The sequence below is a fragment of the Ideonella livida genome, assembly GCF_010499455.1.
Classification (GTDB): Bacteria; Pseudomonadota; Gammaproteobacteria; order Burkholderiales; family Burkholderiaceae_C; genus Ideonella; species Ideonella livida.
On the sequence record NZ_JAAGOH010000012.1, the window covers coordinates 33,330 to 50,685 of the forward strand.

General features: G+C 69.3%; 12 protein-coding genes. 2 read left to right on the forward strand and 10 right to left on the reverse strand.

Annotated features, from left to right (window positions below; translation table 11 throughout):
• Window positions 1-285: 285 nt before the first annotated feature.
• From G3A44_RS11390 to G3A44_RS11405, 4 genes are all read right to left on the reverse strand, one after another.
• Window positions 286-1,170 carry a glycine betaine ABC transporter substrate-binding protein gene (locus G3A44_RS11390; protein ID WP_375138652.1) on the reverse strand — a complete coding sequence of 295 codons (885 nt, stop codon included), beginning with the start codon at window positions 1,168-1,170 and terminating at the stop codon, window positions 286-288.
• Window positions 1,171-1,351: 181 nt separating this feature from the next.
• Window positions 1,352-2,209: an ABC transporter permease gene (locus tag G3A44_RS11395; RefSeq protein ID WP_163457645.1), complete on the reverse strand. Its 858-nt coding sequence runs from the start codon at window positions 2,207-2,209 to the stop codon at window positions 1,352-1,354.
• Entirely contained in the window at window positions 2,206-3,486 is a 1,281-nt protein-coding gene (locus tag G3A44_RS11400; RefSeq protein ID WP_163457646.1) for a quaternary amine ABC transporter ATP-binding protein, read from the reverse strand. The genes G3A44_RS11395 and G3A44_RS11400 overlap by 4 nt, the downstream gene beginning before the upstream one ends.
• Window positions 3,487-3,541: 55 nt before the next feature.
• The gene (locus G3A44_RS11405) at window positions 3,542-5,041 is read right to left on the reverse strand and encodes an aldehyde dehydrogenase family protein (RefSeq protein ID WP_163457647.1); all 1,500 of its coding nucleotides are present in this window, start codon (window positions 5,039-5,041) and stop codon (window positions 3,542-3,544) included.
• A gap of 523 nt (window positions 5,042-5,564) precedes the next feature.
• On the opposite strand from G3A44_RS11405, the gene G3A44_RS11410 reads away from it, so the two are divergent.
• Window positions 5,565-6,290, forward strand: coding sequence for a GntR family transcriptional regulator (locus tag G3A44_RS11410; protein ID WP_163457648.1), 726 nt, complete (start codon window positions 5,565-5,567; stop codon window positions 6,288-6,290).
• Window positions 6,291-6,326: 36 nt separating this feature from the next.
• On the forward strand, window positions 6,327-7,451 hold the full coding sequence (locus G3A44_RS11415; protein WP_163457649.1) for a hypothetical protein: 1,125 nt from the start codon (window positions 6,327-6,329) through the stop codon (window positions 7,449-7,451).
• 78 nt (window positions 7,452-7,529) lie between these two features.
• Here the strand turns inward: G3A44_RS11415 and G3A44_RS11420 are convergent, their stop codons facing one another.
• The 6 genes from G3A44_RS11420 to G3A44_RS11445 form a co-directional block, all read right to left on the reverse strand.
• The gene (locus tag G3A44_RS11420; RefSeq protein ID WP_163457650.1) at window positions 7,530-8,588 is read right to left on the reverse strand and encodes a formylglycine-generating enzyme family protein; all 1,059 of its coding nucleotides are present in this window, start codon (window positions 8,586-8,588) and stop codon (window positions 7,530-7,532) included.
• Between the two features lie 61 nt (window positions 8,589-8,649).
• The gene (locus G3A44_RS11425) at window positions 8,650-10,332 is read right to left on the reverse strand and encodes an arylsulfatase (protein ID WP_163457651.1); all 1,683 of its coding nucleotides are present in this window, start codon (window positions 10,330-10,332) and stop codon (window positions 8,650-8,652) included.
• A 219-nt stretch (window positions 10,333-10,551) separates the two neighbouring features.
• On the reverse strand, window positions 10,552-13,056 hold the full coding sequence (locus G3A44_RS11430) for an efflux RND transporter permease subunit (RefSeq protein ID WP_163457652.1): 2,505 nt from the start codon (window positions 13,054-13,056) through the stop codon (window positions 10,552-10,554).
• Window positions 13,053-14,063 carry a WD40/YVTN/BNR-like repeat-containing protein gene (locus tag G3A44_RS11435; protein ID WP_163457653.1) on the reverse strand — a complete coding sequence of 337 codons (1,011 nt, stop codon included), beginning with the start codon at window positions 14,061-14,063 and terminating at the stop codon, window positions 13,053-13,055. Before G3A44_RS11435 ends, G3A44_RS11430 begins: the two co-directional genes overlap by 4 nt.
• Window positions 14,064-14,176: 113 nt before the next feature.
• Window positions 14,177-15,547: a DUF1329 domain-containing protein gene (locus G3A44_RS11440; protein ID WP_239061825.1), complete on the reverse strand. Its 1,371-nt coding sequence runs from the start codon at window positions 15,545-15,547 to the stop codon at window positions 14,177-14,179.
• 48 nt (window positions 15,548-15,595) lie between these two features.
• Window positions 15,596-17,248, reverse strand: a complete 1,653-nt coding sequence (locus G3A44_RS11445; protein ID WP_163457654.1) for a DUF1302 domain-containing protein — start codon at window positions 17,246-17,248, stop codon at window positions 15,596-15,598.
• Window positions 17,249-17,356: the final 108 nt, after the last annotated feature.

Here is a 17,356-nt window from a genome sequence, read left to right on the forward strand (position 1 = left end):
GCAGCCGGCAGCAGGAGGTTGCCGCGGGCACGTGTTAGGCGGCCTGGGGTGCCGGGGGCGCCTGGGCTGGCGCAAGATTGGCGAGTTGGCCGGGGTGAACAGGGATGGCTCCACTGAGTGGTTCTACGCCATCCGCCTCATGGGGGCCTGATGGGTTGGCGGGGCGTTGCGGCTTGCGCAGGCAAAAAAAGGCACGCCCTGGCGTGCCTTGAAAACTGACTTCACTCGCTTGCAATCCGGTGGCGGTGCCCACCCCTGGGCGCCGCCACCGGGCTCAGGCCGGGCTCACTTGGGCAGCCAGGCCTTCACCTTGTCGGGGTTGGCTTCCACAAACTTGCGGGCGGCGGCCTCGTAGTTGTTAGACGCTTGGCCCTCGTTCTGGATCAGTTCGATGTCACGCAGGTCCATCTTGAAGCTCTTGAGGAAGGCGTGGGCCTTGGGGAACTTGCCGGCCAGTTGCTTGGAGCCAAAGCCGTGCACTTGCTCTTCACCGCCCAGGCTGCCCTTGGGGTCCTTCAGGTAGCGCAGTTCCCACTTCTGGAACATCCAGTGCGGGCTCCAGGTGGTGGCCACCACCCATTGTTTGGATTGGTAGGCGCGCGACACGGCGGCCAGCATGCCGGCCTCACTGGAGGACTGCAGCTTGTAGCCGGCGGTGTTCAGGCCATAGGCCTGAATGGCAGCCTCAGAGGCGCGCATCAGGCCACCGCCGGGCTCAATGCCTTGAATGGTGCCGCCCAGCTTGGCGCGCACTTCGGGCTTGGCCAGGTCGGCAATGGTGGAGAGTTCTGACTCGGGGATGTAGGCCGGCACGGCCCAGCCGTTTTTGCCACCGGCGTAGATGACGCCCAGGTCTTCCATGTTGGCCTTGTGCTTGTCCACGTAGGCGCCATGGGTGACGGGCAGCCAGCCGCCCAGCATGGCTTCCACGTCGCCGCGGGCCACGCTTTGGTACTGGATGCCGATGTCGGCATTGACCAGCTTGACCGGCTGGGCCATCTTGGTTTCCAGCACGTACTTGGCCACGTGCACGGTGGCCAGCACGTCGGCCCAGTTGGTGTAGGCGATCTTGAGCGGTTCGGCCGCGTGGGCCGCGCCCAGGCCGGCGCCAAAGGCGGTGGTCACCATCGCCACCTTGATGGCGAAAGTTTTGAAGGTGCTGATCGTCACGGGATGCTCCTCAACGGGGACGGGATATGCCAGCACGGCTGGCGGCGGAGTGGGAAGAATTGGCGGTTGCCGGTGGCCGGCGCGCAGGGCCCGGCCTGCCCGCCCGGCGTGGGCCAGGGGGCATGCGGTGGCCAGCAAGGGATGGCGGCGGGGGGCGGGGGCGGGGCGTGCCCGCCCGGGCTCAGGCCTTGGCCTTGGCGGCGGGGGCAGCCTTGCGGGGCTTGCGCACGCCAAAGCTCTCGGTCAGGCGGTCGAGCACGATGGCCAGCAGGACCACGCCCAGGCCGCCTTCAAAGCCGATGCCGATGTCCAGGCGCTGGATGCCGCCCAGCACGTACTCGCCCAGGCCGCCGGCGCCGATCATGGAGGCGACCACCACCATGGACAGGGCCATCATGATGGTCTGGTTGACCCCGGCCATGATGGAGGGCAGCGCGTTGGGCAGCTGGATCTTCCAGAGCATCTGCAGCTCGGTGCTGCCAAAGGCGCGGCCGGCTTCCAGCAGCTCATGCGGCACCTGGCGGATGCCCAGCGTGGTCAGGCGCACCACCGGCGGCATGGCAAACACGATGGTGGCGATAACCGCCGGCACGCGGCCCAGGCCAAACAAGATGACCGCCGGGATGAGGTACACAAAGGCGGGCATGGTCTGCATGAAGTCGAGCATGGAGCGCAGGGCCACGCCCACCCGCTCACTGCGCGCGCCCCAGATGCCCAGTGGCACCCCCACGGCCAGGCTCAGCAGGGTGGCGGCCATCACCAGGGCCAGGGTGGAGACGGTCTGGCTCCACAGGCCCATGAAGTGGATGGCCCCCAGCGCCAGGCCCACGAAGACGGCGAAGAACACGCCCCGGCGCCACAGCGCCAGCGCCACGAAGGCCACCAGCATCACCGGGTAGGGCACGGCCGCCAGGGCGTTCTCCAGCAGTTCCACCGCGGCGCTGAGCGCGGCAGAGAAGGCGTCGAAGCCGCCCCGGAAGCGTTCGAACAGGAAGTTGACGATGTCCTCGACAGACTTGCCGATGATCGAGCTGTTCATGCGTGCCTCCGTTGCATGACGTGCTTGAGGATGGTGCGGCAGGAGACGATGCCCGCCAGGCGGCCGGCGGTGTCCAGCACGGGCACGTCATGGTGCTGGCGCAGGGCCATGTCGGTGAGCTGCTGCAGGTCGGTGTCCAGGTTCACGCTGGCGGCGTCGGCCAGGAAGGCCGCGCGCACCGCGCCGGCGCCGGCCAGGTGCAGCGAGGCCTGGGTCACGCAGCCTTGGTAGCGGCCGGCCTCATCGCACACGTAGGCGCATTCGATGCCACCGTCGGCCAGCGTGGCCAGCAGGCGCTCGGCCGGGCCGTCGATGTTGCAGGCCACCCGGGCCGCGGCCTCGGGTTGCTCCAGCATGTTGGCGGCCTTGAGGAAGCGCGAGACGTCCACGTGGCGGAAGAAGTCACGCACGAAGTCGTTGGCCGGCGACTGGATCAGCTCGGCAGGCGTGCCCACCTGGATCAGGCAGCCGTCCTTCATGATGCCGATGCGCCCGCCGATCTTGATGGCCTCTTCAATGTCATGCGAGATGAAGACGATGGTGCGCCGCTCCTCCTTCTGCAGGCGCAGCAGCTCGTTTTGCATCTCCGAGCGGATCAGCGGGTCCAGGGCTGAGAAGGCCTCGTCCATCAACAGCACCGACGGGTTGACCGCCAGGGCGCGGGCCAGGCCCACGCGCTGCTGCATGCCACCGGAGAGTTCACTGGGGAACATGCGGGCGTAGGCGTCCAGGCCCACCCGGGCCAAGGCCTTCTGCGCCTTTTCGTAGCGCTCGGTGCGGGGCATGCCCGCCACCTCCAGCCCGTAGGCCACGTTGTCGATCACGTTGCGGTTGGGCAGCAGCGCGAAGGACTGGAAGACCATGGACATCTTCTCGCGCCGCACCTGCTGCAACGCCCCGGCCGACATGGCCGCGATGTCCTGCCCCTCCAGGATGACCTGGCCGGCCGAGGGCTCGATCAGGCGGTTGAGCAGGCGCACCAAGGTGGACTTGCCCGAGCCCGACAGGCCCATGACGACGAAGATCTCGCCGCTGCGCACCGACAGGCTGACATCATTGACCGCCACCATGTGGCCGGTCTGCTCGAAGATCTCGTTGCGGCCTTTGCCCTCGCGCAGCATCTGCAGGGCCCGCTCGGGCTTGGGGCCAAAAATCTTGCTGAGGTTGCGGACCTGCAGCAGATCGGCGCCTGTGGCGGGCACGGCGCGGGCCACCGCGGCACTGCCCGCAGCGGGCCGCACCGCGGCGCTCTGGTTGAAGGTGAGGGTGGAGGTCATGCCGAAATCTCGGAAGTGAAGGATCCGGGGAGAGCGCCGGCGCGGCGCGCGCCACTCATGCGGCCTCGGCCTGGCTGTCGGTCAGGTCGAGCCACAGGGTCTTGAGCTGGGTGTACTGGTCGTGGGCGTGGACGGACTTGTCACGCCCGCCAAAGCCGGACTGCTTGTAGCCGCCGAAGGGCGTGGTGGCATCGCCCTCGCCAAAGGCGTTGATGGTCACCGTGCCGGCGCGCAGGGCACGGGCGGCGCGCAACGCCCGCACGCCGTGGGCGCTGAAGACCGAGGCGGTCAGTCCGTATTCGGTGTCATTGGCCATCTCGATGGCCTCCTGCAGGCTGTCGACCGTGAGCACGCAGAGGATGGGGCCGAAGATCTCCTCGCGGGCGTGGCGCACCTGGTTGTCCGTGATCTCCAACACGGTCGGGCTGACATAGCGGCCGTCCACGGTGGTGCCCCCGTAGAGTACCTTGCCAGTGCCGTCGAGGTAGCTGCTGACCTTGCCGTAGTGGGCGCCGGAGACCAGCGGGCCGATGCGGTGGGCCGGGTCCAGCGGGTCGCCCACGCGCCATTCATCGGCCAGGGCAAAGATGCGCGCCAGCAGCGGCTCGCGCACCGCGCGGTGCACGATCAGCCGCGAGATGGCCGAGCAGTTCTGGCCCATGTTCCAGAAGGTGCCGTTGACGATGTGGGCCGCCACGGCGTCCAGGTCGGCGGCATCGTCCATGACGATGCAGGGGTTCTTGCCGCCCAGCTCCAGCACGATCTTCTTGAGGTTGCTCTCGGCGGAGTACTTCAGGAAGCGGCGGCCGGTGGCGGTGGAGCCCGTGAAGGACACCGCGTCCACATCCATGTGGCGGCCGATGGGCTCGCCGGCCTCGGCCCCCGAGCCGGTGACCACGTTGAGCACCCCGGCGGGCACGCCGGCCTGCAGCGCCAGCTCGGCCACGCGCAGCGCGGTCAGCGAGGTCTCGGCCGCCGGCTTGAGCACCAGCGAGCAGCCGGCCGCCAGAGAAGGACCGATCTTCCAGGCCAGCATCAGCAGCGGGAAGTTCCAGGGCAGCACCAGACCGACCACGCCGATGGGCTCGCGCACGATCATGGCGATGTGGTTGTCCGAGGCGGGCGCCACCTGGTCATAGATCTTGTCGATGGCCTCGGCGTGCCAGCGCAGGCAGTTGACGGTCTCGGGCACGTCCACCGTCTCGCAGTCGAAGATGGTCTTGCCGCTGTCCAGGCTCTCCATCACCGCCAGCTCACGCGAGTGGGCGGCAATCAGGTCGGCCAGCTTGAGCAGCACCGCCTTGCGGGCGGCCGGGGTCTGACGGGCCCAGCGGCCGTCGCGCCAGGCCGTGCGGGCGGCGGCCACGGCCACGTCCACATCGGCCGCTGCGCAGGCCGGCAGGCGGGCCAGCACCTCACCGGTGGCAGGGTTCACCGTCTCGAACGTGGCGCCGGACAAGGCTTGCCAGGGCCGCCCGTCAATCAGGGCGTGCTGCGGCAGCTCCAGCTGCCGGGCCAGTTGGCGGTATGCGTCGGGGGTCAGAAGCTCGCTCATGTGAATTCTTTCTCCGTCCGGTCGAACGGGTGGCGTGCAGGCACGTTACTACTATCGCCCTACTTGGTGTCTACAAATGATAGACAAGAGGGGAAAATTTTTTAGTGGGGTTTGTCCTAGCGGTCAAACCACCACCCGCGCCGCCTTAAGCAGGGAGCGTGCCAGGGTCGACGTTCGGCGGGGCCGGCCGCTGCGGCACCTGCCTGCTGGCCCTCGCAGACGCCCTGCACATCATGTGACTACACACTGTCTACAAACAACCTTTAAATCCCCTACAACATGGGGAGCCGGGCGGCCGTGCCCGCCCGCCAGGGCGGGGCCAGGGCCCCTGCGCCGGGCTGCACGCCCCAGATCGGGGTTTTCCCGCAGCCCAAAGCCCCGCAGTGGTGCGCCACTGGCCTGCACATGGCGCATGCGTCTTTGCCGCCCGGCCCACGAAAGGGGCACTTGTAGAATCGTTTGACCCTGCCCGCCCTGGCCAGGCCGCGGCCCCCCAACACCGCACACCCCCCTGCCCACGCCTATGCCCCCCAAGCGCCCCAGCCCTGCCAGCCTGCCCACGGAAGAGCCCACCGACCGCAAGGCCGCCCTGGGCGAGGCCCTGCGCCGACGCATCCTGAACCTGGAGATGGCGCCGGGCTCAGTGGTCGACGAGGTGGAGTTGAGCGAGGAGTTCGGCCTGTCGCGCCCGCCGGTGCGGGAGCTGCTGCGCCAGATGGCCGCCGAGGGCTACATCGACCTGGAAGCCAACCGTGCGGCGCGGGTTTCGGCCATGAGCTTCCACACGCTGCGGGGCTTCTTCCTGGCGGCGCCGCTGATCTATGTGGCCACCACCCAGCTGGCCGCCCACAACGCCACCCGCGCCGACATCGACAACCTGAAGGTCATCCAGCAGAACTTCCGCACGGCCATCGAGACCGAGAACGTGGAAGGCCGTGTGCTGTGGAACGACGAGTTCCACCTGGAAATCGGCCGCATCGCCCGCAACCCCTACCTGATGCCCAGCCTGCGCCGGCTGCTCATCGACCACGCGCGCCTGGGCAAGACTTTCTACCGCACGCCCACCACGCCGGACCAGGCCGCCAACCTGGCCGCGGCCGAGCGCCAGCACGACCAGATCATCGACGCCATCGCCCGGCATGACGCCGAGGCCGCCGGCGCCCTGGTGCGCGAGCACCTGGACCTCTCACGCCACCGCATGGCCGAGTACGCGGCCCCCGAAGGCCTGGACGTGCCGCTGGTGTTCTGACGCCACCCACCCGTCCCTCGCCAGGAGACCGCGCCCATGCCCACTGCCCACGGCAACTGGTTCACCCAGCTCACCGGCTGGGCGGAAAGCGACTACGCCAGCACCCAGGCGCGCTTGCTCAACCAAGTGGAGGACGGCCGCTGGCTGCGCCACGCTGGCACCGGGCGGCGGGTGGACATGGGCGTGCTGCGCCTGCCCACGCTGCAGCAGTTGCGCCAAGAGATGGCCGCCGCCGGCCACCCGCCGGCGCCACGCCCCCTGCGCGTGACCGTGCAGCGCGGCGACGCCATCAGCCTGCACCAAGACCCCACGCTGGCCGGGGCGCTCATTCAGGCCGCCTCGCAGTTCAACCTGCTGGAGATGACCGGGCCAGAGCGCACCCCCGAGCACGGCATTACCGCCTATTTGCACGACCCCACCCAGGGTCCCGCCTGCGCCATGGCCTGTGGCGGCGGCACGGTCTGGCGCAACTACCTGGTACCACTAGACGACTTTGGCGACCTGCGCACGCCCGAAAGCGATGACGCGCCGCGGGGTTGCCGGGGCCAAACCCAGGCGCAGCAGCTGGACGCGCTGGCCGGCCTGCATGCCGCCTTGCAGCAGGTGCAGGACCGGCCCGGCGCGGCGCCCGGCCCGCGCTTGTGGACCCTGCGCAATGGCTACGCCCTGTTCGGCCCCGGCCAGGTGCAAGCCGTGGCTGAGTTGCTGCGGCGCTTTGACGAGCCCGCGCTGGACCGCCTGCGCGGCGCCTTGGCCATCGGATGGCACCAGCACCTGGACGTGACCGCCCTGCCCCTGCCCTGGCCCGCCACCCTGCCGCAGGTCTGCCAAGCCTATTGCAGCGCCCTGCCGGTGGCCTACAACCGCCGCGCTGACGCCACGCTAGCCGACTGGGAACCCCTGGCCCGCCTGGTGCTGGACGCCAGCTACGAGGCCACACTGCGCGCCGCCACGCTGCAGGCCCGCGCCGGCGGCAGCGCCACCGTGGTGCTCACCCTGGTGGGCGGCGGCGTCTTCGGCAACCCCCGCCCCTGGATCCTGGCCGCCATCGACCGCGCCTTGCAGGCTGTGGCCGGCGAGGGCCTGGACGTGCGGATCAACAGCTTCGGCCCCCCGCCCCAGGACCTGCTGGATCTGGTGGGCCGCTGGCAGCGGCACTGAGCGCCACGGCCCACTCCCTGCCCCGGCCTGGCTGACCGGGGAGAACCGGCCGCTCCCCCAGCCGGCCCTCCCCACGCCTCAACCGCGCAGGACGGTGCGAAAGCCCACGTGGCTCGTAGGCATGTCGGGTTCGTGCGGGTGCCGGGCCGCCGCACGGTAGCGCTGGCAGTAGCTGGCCGCGCACAGGAAAGAGCCGCCCTTGATGACCACAGTCCGCCCCGGCACCGGCGGGCGCCGCAGCGCGCTAAGGTCGCCTTGTCCATGGGGCTGATGGGGGCCCTGGTAGGCGTCACGGGTGAGCTCCCACACATTGCCGATGAGGTCATACAGGCCGTAACCGTTGGCCGCAAAACACCCGGCCGGGGCCAGAGCGGCATAACCGTCTTCCTGCGTGTTCAGGTCAGGGAACACGCCTTGCCAGTAGTTGGCCAGGGGCCGGCCCTGGGGGTCACGGGGCTCCCGCGTGAGGGTCTCGGGTTGCCCACCCGCACGGGCAGCATGTTCCCACTCGGCCTCGGTGGGCAGGTCACGGCCCAGCCAGCGGGCATAAGCCAGGGCATCGGCCAGGGTGACGTGAACCACCGGGTGCTGCGCCCGCCCTCGCAGGTCGCTGCCAGGGCCCTCGGGTTGACGCCAACTGGCACCGGCACGCCAGTGCCACCAGTTGGGCACCTGTTCACCCGCAGTCCCCGGCGCAGCTGGTGCGCCCGCGCTGCTGTGCCCGCCCTGCCCCGGCGGGCGGGCCTGAAAAACTGCGGCAGCCCCTTCCCGCTCGGCCTGGGTCCGGTAGCCCGTGGCTTGGACGAAGGCGGCGAACTGGGCATTGGTGACTTCGGTGCGGTCCATCCAAAACGTGGTCACGTCCTGTGGGGCGCCAGCGGGCCGCTCGTCGGCATAGGCGCCCTGCTGACCCAACACGATCTGTCCGGCGGGCACCCGCACCATGCCGGCGTGGGGGTCTTGGCCCCAGCCGGCCGGCAGATCTGGGCCGCTGCCGCAGGTGGCGGCAGCGGGCGCCAGGGTTGCCGCCGCAACCCAGCCGGCGCCCGGCCCGCCTGGGCCGTACAGGCCCCATTCACCCGCCACGCCACTCAGCAGCGCCACCAGGGCGACTGCGGCGCCCAGCGGTACCGCCATGGCGCGCAACCTGTTCCGAACGGCCCGACGCGCGGACCGGCCCGGCGCCGAGGCCCCGTGCTCACTGGCCATGGGCGCCTCCGGCGGCCGAGGCTGGCCGCATCACGCCCCAGCCCGAGGCGCCAAAACGTACATCGGGCATGCGCGGAGGCTGCTGATCCGTGGCGCCGGTGCGACGGGCATAGTCCTCCCACTGATCCGCCAGGCGCGCCACCACCTCAGGATGGCGAGTGGCCAGGTCCTGGGTCTCGTTGGGGTCGGCCTGCAGGTCGTAGAGCTCCCAGCGGTTGTCGGCAAAGGGCTTCCCCGTACTGGTCAACTTCCAACGGCCCTCGCGCACATAGCGACCGCCAAACAATTCGCCCGCCAGCATCCGTTCTGCCTGCGCCGGACCTGGCGCAGGCAATGCCAGATCCGCCCGCAAGTCGTGGCCGCTCATGGGCAGCAACGCCTGCCCGCCCCGGCTGGCTGCTGGCGCCACCCCTGCTGCGGCCAGCAGGGTGGGCGCCACATCAGTGACATGGGTTGGCGCATTCCACGGGCGCAGCCCGGTGGTTTGGCCAGGCAGCCGCACGATGGTGGGCACGCGCAGGCCGCCCTCGGCGGCGTAGCCCTTGAACAAGCGCAGCGGGGTGGAGCTGACCTCGGCCCAACGCACGCCGTAGCCCATGTTGGAGCGGGGCCGGCCCAGGTTCTCCAGGCGGTTGTCGGTGTGGGCGTTGTCTGGGAAGAAGCTGGGCGAGGCCTCCGCACCGTTGTCGGACTGGAAAACGATCAGGGTGTTGTCGTACTGCCCGGTGCGCTTCAGGTAGTCCACCACCCGGCCCACATTCCGGTCCAGGTTGTGCACCATGGCCGCGTACACCTCCATCTTGCGAGCCTGTTCGCGCTGTTGCGCCGGCGTGAGCTGCGCCCAGCGCGGATAGTCCTTCGATCCGGTCAGGCCAGGATGCGGCACCTCGCTCTCGGTCAGCAGCCCCAGGGCGCGCTGGCGCGCCAGGCGACGCTCGCGGATGACCTCAAAGCCCTCGTCATACCAGCCGGCAAAGCGGGCGATGTCGGCGTCGGGCGCATGCAACGGCCAGTGCGGGGCGGTGAAAGCCAGGTAGGCAAAGAAGGGTCGCGACGCGCCAGCCGGCGGTGTGCCTTCTTGCAGATAGGCCAACAGCTTATCGGTGAAGCCATCACTGGAATAGAAGCCCGGTGGCAATTGGGCTGGCCGGCCGTCTTCGGTGAAGGTCACGCGGTCGGCCTCGATGGGCTGGCCCGGGACGGGGGAAAAGTGCGAGCCGCCGCCCTCCAGCAAGGTGAACGCATGCTCAAAGCCGCGGGCCACGGGCCCGGTTTCGGGCGTGCGGCCCAGGTGCCATTTGCCGGCCATGACGGTGCGGTAGCCCGCCTGGCGCAGCAGCTCGGGCAGCCATTGCACGCGGTCGTTGAGGTAGCCCTCATAGCCTGGTCGCCCCCGCAAGCCGGGCATGGCCGGGAGCAGCTCGGCCATGGTGCCCAGGCCCGCCTGATGGTGATCAGTGCCCGACATCAGCATGGCCCGGGTGGGCGAGCAGGTGGGCGCCGCATAGTGTTGGGTCAGCAAGCGACCCTGGCTGGCCAGGGCGTCCAGATTCGGCGTGGGTATCTCGCTCCCAAACGCGCCCAAGTCGGAGTAGCCCAGGTCGTCAGCCACGATGAGCAGCAGATTCGGGCGGGATGCCACCGCAGTGGCCATGGCAGCCGGCGTGGCCATGGTCGCTGCAGTGGCGCCAGCCTCGACAGCGGGGTGGCCACAGCCACCCAGCCACAGCAACAAGGCGGTGGCGGCCAGGGACTGGCCTGGAAGCCACCGGGAAGACGACCAGGCTAGCGGCCGAGGCAGCAGCCAGGATTGGGGAAGCCGTATGGTTGGCTGCGCTGGAGAAGCAGAGGTGTCAGACATGTCACTTGCGGATGGGTGGAACATGGGGCCTCATCGGACCGGAAGGGGCTGTACCGGCGCCGGCCGGGGTGCGGCGGGCAAGTCGGGCCGTGCGGCCAGCTGCGGCGTCAGGTCGGGCAGGAGCAAACGGGCCAGGGCGGGCAGCAGCACCAGCGCCCCGACCATGTTGAGCAGGAACATGAAGGCCAGTAGCAGGCCCATGTCAGCCTGAAAGCGGATGGGCGAGCCCACCCAGGTGGCCACGCCGGCGGCCAGCGTGGCCCCCGTGAGCAGCACAACCTTGCCGGTGAACAGCAGGGCCTGGTGATAAGACTGCGACAGCGTGGCGCCCTGACGGCGGTGCGCCAGCAGGATAGACAGCACATACAGGCCGTAGTCCACCCCAATACCCACGCCCAGGGCGATGACGGGCAGCGTGGCCACCTTGACGCCCATGCCCAGACCCACCATGAGCGCCTCGGCCAGCACCGAGGTCAACACCAGGGGCAGCACCGCGCACAGTACCGCCCGCCAGCTGCGGAAAGCGACAAAACACAGCAGCACCACGGCGGCGTACACGCCCCACAGCATCTGGCGGCTGGCTTGGGCCACTTCGGCATTGGTGGCGGCCTCGATGCCGGCATTGCCGGCGGCCAGCAGGAATTTCACCTCGGCGGTGTCGTGCGCGGCGGCAAAGCCTTCAACGGTGGCCACCACCCGTTGCAGGGTGTCGGCGCCATGGTCAGCCAGGTACACCATGACCGGCAGCAGGCTGCAGGAGCGGTTGATGAGCTCGCGCGGAGCCCGGGCGCTGGCGGCATTCAGCAGGCCCTGGTTGGGCACCAGCTCGTACCACTTGAGGCTGCCCTCGCTCATGCCAGCAATGAGCCGTCGACTGAGCCCAGCCAGGGAATGGGTGGAGAGCACGCCCGGTACCTGGCGCAGCGTCCACTCCAAGTCGTCCACCGCCGCCAGGGTGGCATGGCGCGCGCATTGCCCCTTGGGGGTGGTGACCATCACGGCCAGCACATCGCTGGCGGCACCAAAGGCCTGGTTCATGTAGGCCACGTCGCGGTTGTAGCGGCTGTCGGCGCGCAGCTCGGGGGCGCCGGGATCCACATCACCAATGCGCAGGTGCAGGCTCACCGCATGACCGGCCAGACCCAGGGTGGCGGCCACACCCACCGTCCACATCGCGGTGCGGCGCTGGGTGAATCGGTCCAGCACAGCCCACAGGCCAGCCTGGGGTTTGAAGCGCCCGCTGTTTTCGCTCTGTTCACCGCTGGCGGCCCAGGCGGCGGACTCCGCGCGCAGGCTGCGCTGGGCGGCCTTCGGGCTCACGCCGGTGAAGCTCAGCAGGATGGGCAGCAGCACCAGGTTGGTGACGATGAGCGCGGCCACGCCCACGCTGGCCGACAGCGCCAGTTCCTGAATGACGCGGATGTCGATGGCCAGCAGCACGGCAAAGCCCACGGCGTCGCACAGCAGGGCGGTGAGCCCGGCCATGAACAGGCGCCGAAAGGTCAGTCGGGCGGCCACCAGGGGCGCCAGACCACGGCCCACGTCCTGCATGATGCCGTTCATCTTCTGTGCCCCGTGGCTCATGCCGATGGCGAAGACCAGGAAGGGCACCAGCAAGGAGTACGGGTCCAGGCCAAAGCCCAGCAGCGGCAGCAGGCCCAACTGCCACACCACCGCCACCATGGAGCAGGCCACCACCAGCCCCGTGCTGCGCCAGCAGCGGGTGTAGGCCCACACCATGACGGCGGCCAGCGCCACGGCCGCCGCGAAGAACATCAGCACTTGGGTCAGGCCGGCGATCATGTCGCCCATCACCTTGGCAAAGCCGGTGATGTGCAGGCTGATCCCTTTCTCCGCCTGCCGCGCGCGGATCTGCTCCAGCCGCTCTGACAGCGCCCGGTAATCCAGCGCCTGCCCGGTCTGCGGGTCGCGGCCCAGCAACGGCAGGAAGATCACGCTGGCCCGCAGGTCGGCCGAGACCATCTGGCCCAGCAGGCCGGCGCGCTCGACGTTCTGGCGCACTTCCTCCAGACTGCGGGGCGAGCCGTCGTAGCTGTCGGGGATGACCCGCCCGCCCTCCAGCCCTTCCTCGGTTACCGCCACCCAGCGGGTGTTGGGCGTCCACAGCGACTTGACATAGGCCCGGTCCACCCCGGGCAGCAGCAGCAACTCATCACTGAGCTGCTGCAGGGCGGCCAAATAGTCGGGATCGAAGACGGTACGTCCTTCAGGGGCACGCACGGCCACGCGCAGCGCATTGCCCAACTCCTTGAGGTCGGCCCGGTGGGTGGTGGCATGGACGATGAAGGGATGGTGCGCAGGCACCATCTTGTCGAAATCGGCATTCAGCCGCAGCTTGGAGGCCTGCCAGCCCAACACCACCGTGAGCAGCAGGCACAGCGCCAGCACCAGCGCACGGTGGCTGAAGAGCAAGCGCTCAGGCCAGGCGCCGGAGTGGGGATCAAAGTCTGGGGTTGCCGCGCTCGGTGCGCCGGGCACAGCGCCGCGGTCTTTGAAAGTCTGGGGGGAGATCATGACTGGACCGCCACCGGGGCGGATGAGGCTTGCAGGCGCACGCGCGACACGCCGCGCAGGCCGACAAGCAGCAGGGTTTCGGGATCGATGAGAACGGCGCCGGCCACCGGGCCTACCGCCGGCACGGGCAGACGGTGGAAGCGCTGCCCTCCGTCATCGCTGCGCAACAGGTGACCGGCTTGGCTGGCCAGCCACAGCTGGCCTTGCGGCCCGTCCAACGCCGCCACCAGGCTGGCACCCACTTGCGTCTGCACCGGCCGCCAGGTGTCGCCCCGGTCAGATGAAACGAAGGCGTGTCCGCGCAGCCCATGCAGCAGCAGACGTCCGTCTTCAGTGACGTGCAGACCAAAGTAGGTGCCGCGGTAGGGCGTAGGCAGTCGCTCAAAGCGCTGGCCCCCATCGGTGGAGCGCCAGAAGGCGCCCTGCTCACCGGCCAGGTAGACCATGGCGCCACGGCGTACCACGGCATACAGATGCAGGCCATCGGGGTTGGGCAGACGCCCCATCCACGACTGCCAACGCTGGCCATCGTCGCTGCTGGCCACCAGCAGGCCGTAGGCCCCGGCGGCGATGACCGGCCCGCCGGCCTCCGCCGAGACCGCGAGCAAGGGTTTGTCGGCACCATCGGCTACCAGCTGTTCCGCACGGGCACGCAGGTCTGGCTGGGTTTGCGCCTCTTGCGCCGCCAGCGCCGCAGCCTGCACCCCGTTCAGACGGACTTGCCAACGCTGGCCACCCTCGTCGCTGCGCAGCACCGTGCCGCCATGTCCGGTGGCCCAGGCCCGCTGCTCGCCCTGACAGGCCAGGGCGGTGAGTGACACCGTTGTGGGCGTCTGGGCCTGGCGCCAGCTGTGACCGGCGTCGTCGGACCACAAGATCAAGCCGCGCTCTCCCGCCACCAGCAGGCGGCCGTCGCGCCGCCGGGCGGCCGCCAGCAGCACCGCCCGCTCGGGCTGACGCACAGTGGGCTGAGCCCACTGAACGGCCGGCGCGGCAGGTTGCGCCACGGCCCGCACCCCGGCCAGGGCGCCGGAACAGGCGGCCAGCCCACCGGCGGCCGCTCGCAGCCAGCGGCGGCGGGCCCCGCCCTGCGGCAGGTCCCTGTGGGAAGCGCTACCGCTCACCGCACACCATCCCGCGCCATGGCTTCCGGCGTGAAGAAGGTCTCGGGCCGGTTGGGCACCATGCGGTTGACGACCTGCAGGCCGTTGGTCAGCCCCAACATGGCCCAGTTGCCCGTCACCAGCTCCACCGCGCCGCCGCCGGCGGCCAGGTAGCCCGGCATCTCCGGCACCAAGGTGCCAAGGGTGAACTGGAACTTCCAGAGTTGCCCCTGGCCATCCCAGATGTCCCCCAGCACGGCGGCCCAGGTGTCCTCGTCCAGGTACACGCGGCGCTTGGGCGCCACATGGCGCTTGCCCGGCGCCAGTTGGCCTTCCACCACCCACACGCGGTGCAGTTCCCAACGCAGATGATCAGGGTTGGGATGGCGCGGGCCCACCAGCTCCTCATCGGCCACGGCCAGCGCCTTCATGCCGTGATAGGGCACGACCATTTCCCGCTTGCCCACAATCTTCCAGTCGTAGCGATCCAGCGGACCAGAGAAGACTTGCAGCTCGTCAAAGTTCATCACGCCGGCCGTGCCTTCGTTGGGCGAGTCATAGGCCAGGCTGGGGGATTTGCGCACCCGGCGCTGGCCCACCACATAGGACCAGCCATCGCGGCTGCCCGAGGTTTGATCCACGGCGTCCTTGAGCATGAGCATCTCACCGGCCCGGTTGGCCGGGCCATCGGTCACCACCCGGTTCATGAGGAACACACCCTTGAAGCTCTCTGCACTGCCGTCCCGGCGGTAGTACGGAAACTGCTGGAACACGCGGTTCTGCGAGGTCATGGTCACCGAGCCATCGGCCACGGCGTAGGTGCGGAAGCTAACCTCGCTGGCCTCGCCCTGCCAGCGCAGCAAGTGGTTCCACATGGCCTCGTGGCCACTCTTGGGAATGGGAAAGGGCACGCCGCCATAGGCGCCTTCGAGCTTCAGGCCGCCAGCGCTCAGGCGAGCCTGGGTGGCATTGCGCAAGGTGTTGTCATAGACCCACTGTGGGGCGCCACCGGTGCGGTGGGTGGGATAGACGTCGATGCGGAAGCTGTCCGGATACTTTTTGAGCAAGGCCTTGCTGCCCTCGGACAAGCGATCCGCATACTGCTGCAGGTTGCGTGCGGTGATGGTGTACACCGGCCGCTCCTGGGCGAAGGGGTCGGCCTTGCGCTGGCCGCTGCGGTAGCCGGCGGGCATCTGGCTGTAGACGCCGTTCCAAGCGGGGATGGTGCCGTCCTTGTTGCCGGCACGTTCAGCGCCCATCGGGGTGAGCGTGGTGCGCAGGGCGGCGGCCTCCTCGGCGGAGACGGCGCACAGGGCGGGGCCGGCGCACAGGGCGCCGGCCAGCAGCAGCAGGCCGCGGCGGCCCATGGAGAGCGTGGGGGAGATCATGGGCAGAGGGACAAGAGAGGAACGCATGGAGTGGGTCCGTCCGAAGGGTCAGAACGAGCGTTGCAGCGAGAAGCTCAGGTGGTCGCGGTCCTTGAGCGCCTGCTTGAAGGTGGCCAGGCCGGCGGCGTCGGCAAAGGTGTCTTCCGGGCCGTAGAAACCGGTGTAGGTCAGCGACAGACGCCAAACCGTGTCATAGGTGCCTTGCAGCCCCAGGTTGTAGGTACCCCCGTGGTGCACCCCGAAATTACCCACGGCGGAGGAGCGGCCCTTGGGGAAGTAGCTCAGGCCCACGGGCACCGAGAGGTCCAGCCGCGGCAGCACCTGCTGGTAGCTGGGTGCCATCAGCACTCGCAGGCCCCAGGCATCGCGGTCGGCTCCTGGGTGCAGGGCGGCGGGGTTGCGGTCCACACTCAGCCGGCGGTTCCAAGCCAGCTCGCCCATGAGGAAACCGCCGTGCCAAAAGTCCCCACGCGGCAGCGGCAGGGTGCCGTTGAGCAGCAGGTGCGCGGTCCGACCCACAGCGTAGAGCGCATGGTCAGCGTTGTCGGCCTGCACCCCGGCGGCCACGGCGTTGCCCCCGCCCACCAAAGGCATGTGGTGCCGCACCGAGGCTTCACCCGCCACGGCCGCCGCCCCCACGTTGCGGGAGAAGCTCAGGCCAAAGACGTCGATCCCCTCAGGGTAGACCATGGCGTACTGGCGCACCGGTGGCACGTAGTTGTAGAGCCGCGGGGTCTTGTCGTGGTATCGCAGGTGGTAGAGACCGAAGTCGGTGTCCAGCGACTGGGCGTTGTACTTGAGCTGCACGCCGTACTGCCCGCTGTCGCTTGCCTCCAGGTCCTGGCCCCGGGTGAAGGGCACAGGCGGCTGCAGCCGCCGCTCGCCGCCCACGCCGCGGAAGTCGTCCATGGAGAAGTAGCTGCCCACCCCTGGCAGACGGCTGGCGCGCCACTCGTACTGCACATAGCCCGAGAGGGTGAACTGCTCGTCCAGCGTCACTTGGCCCGAGACCTGGCCCACCGGCATGGCCAGCTCCTTGGCGGTGGCATTGGGTACCGACATGGCCTTGACCACATCGGTCGGCGCCTGCGCGGCGGTGATGCCGTTGGCGCCAAAGAACATGGCCTCACCGAACACCAGGGTGTGGCGCCCGGCGCGCAGCAGGTAAGGGTGATCCCCCCCCAGTTCGCCCTTGACGTAGACAAAGGCGTCCAGGATCTCGGCATCACGGCCGTGGAGGCGCGCCGTGGCGTCGGTGAAGCGCCCGCTGGACACCGACACGGGGTTGAAGGTAGCGGCCGAATCATGGTCGGTGCCTTGCCGGTAGACGCTGTCGTACCAGGCTGCGCCACTCACGCGCAGGCCCACGTCGTGGTAGGCCAGGTCAAACTCCGAGAGCAAGTCCACCCGGTTGGAAATCAGGCCCCGACCGAAGTTGCGGTCTCCGTCGTCGGCGTTGGCGCACCAAGCGCAGCCCGTCAGCGCCGCCGACGGGCCACGGGTGCGCCAGGCATTGCTGTAACGCAGCGTGTTATCCCAGCGCAGGCTCAGGCCGTCGATGTCGGTGGTGATGTCGGTGGCGTGCACCGCAGTGGCCGGCAGCATGGCCGCCAGCAAGGCCAGGGTGGCCGGCCATGTGCGCGGGCAGGCCGCAGCCGGCCGGGGACGGGCACTGCGGCCCGCCGGCAAGGATCTGGTCATGGTGTGTCTCCTGCCCGGGAATCAGGGCGCCAGGCTGGCGCGGCTGCGGGCTTGTGGTTTAGGTGTGGAAGCGACTGTGCGCCATATCAATCTCCGGCGAAATGACAC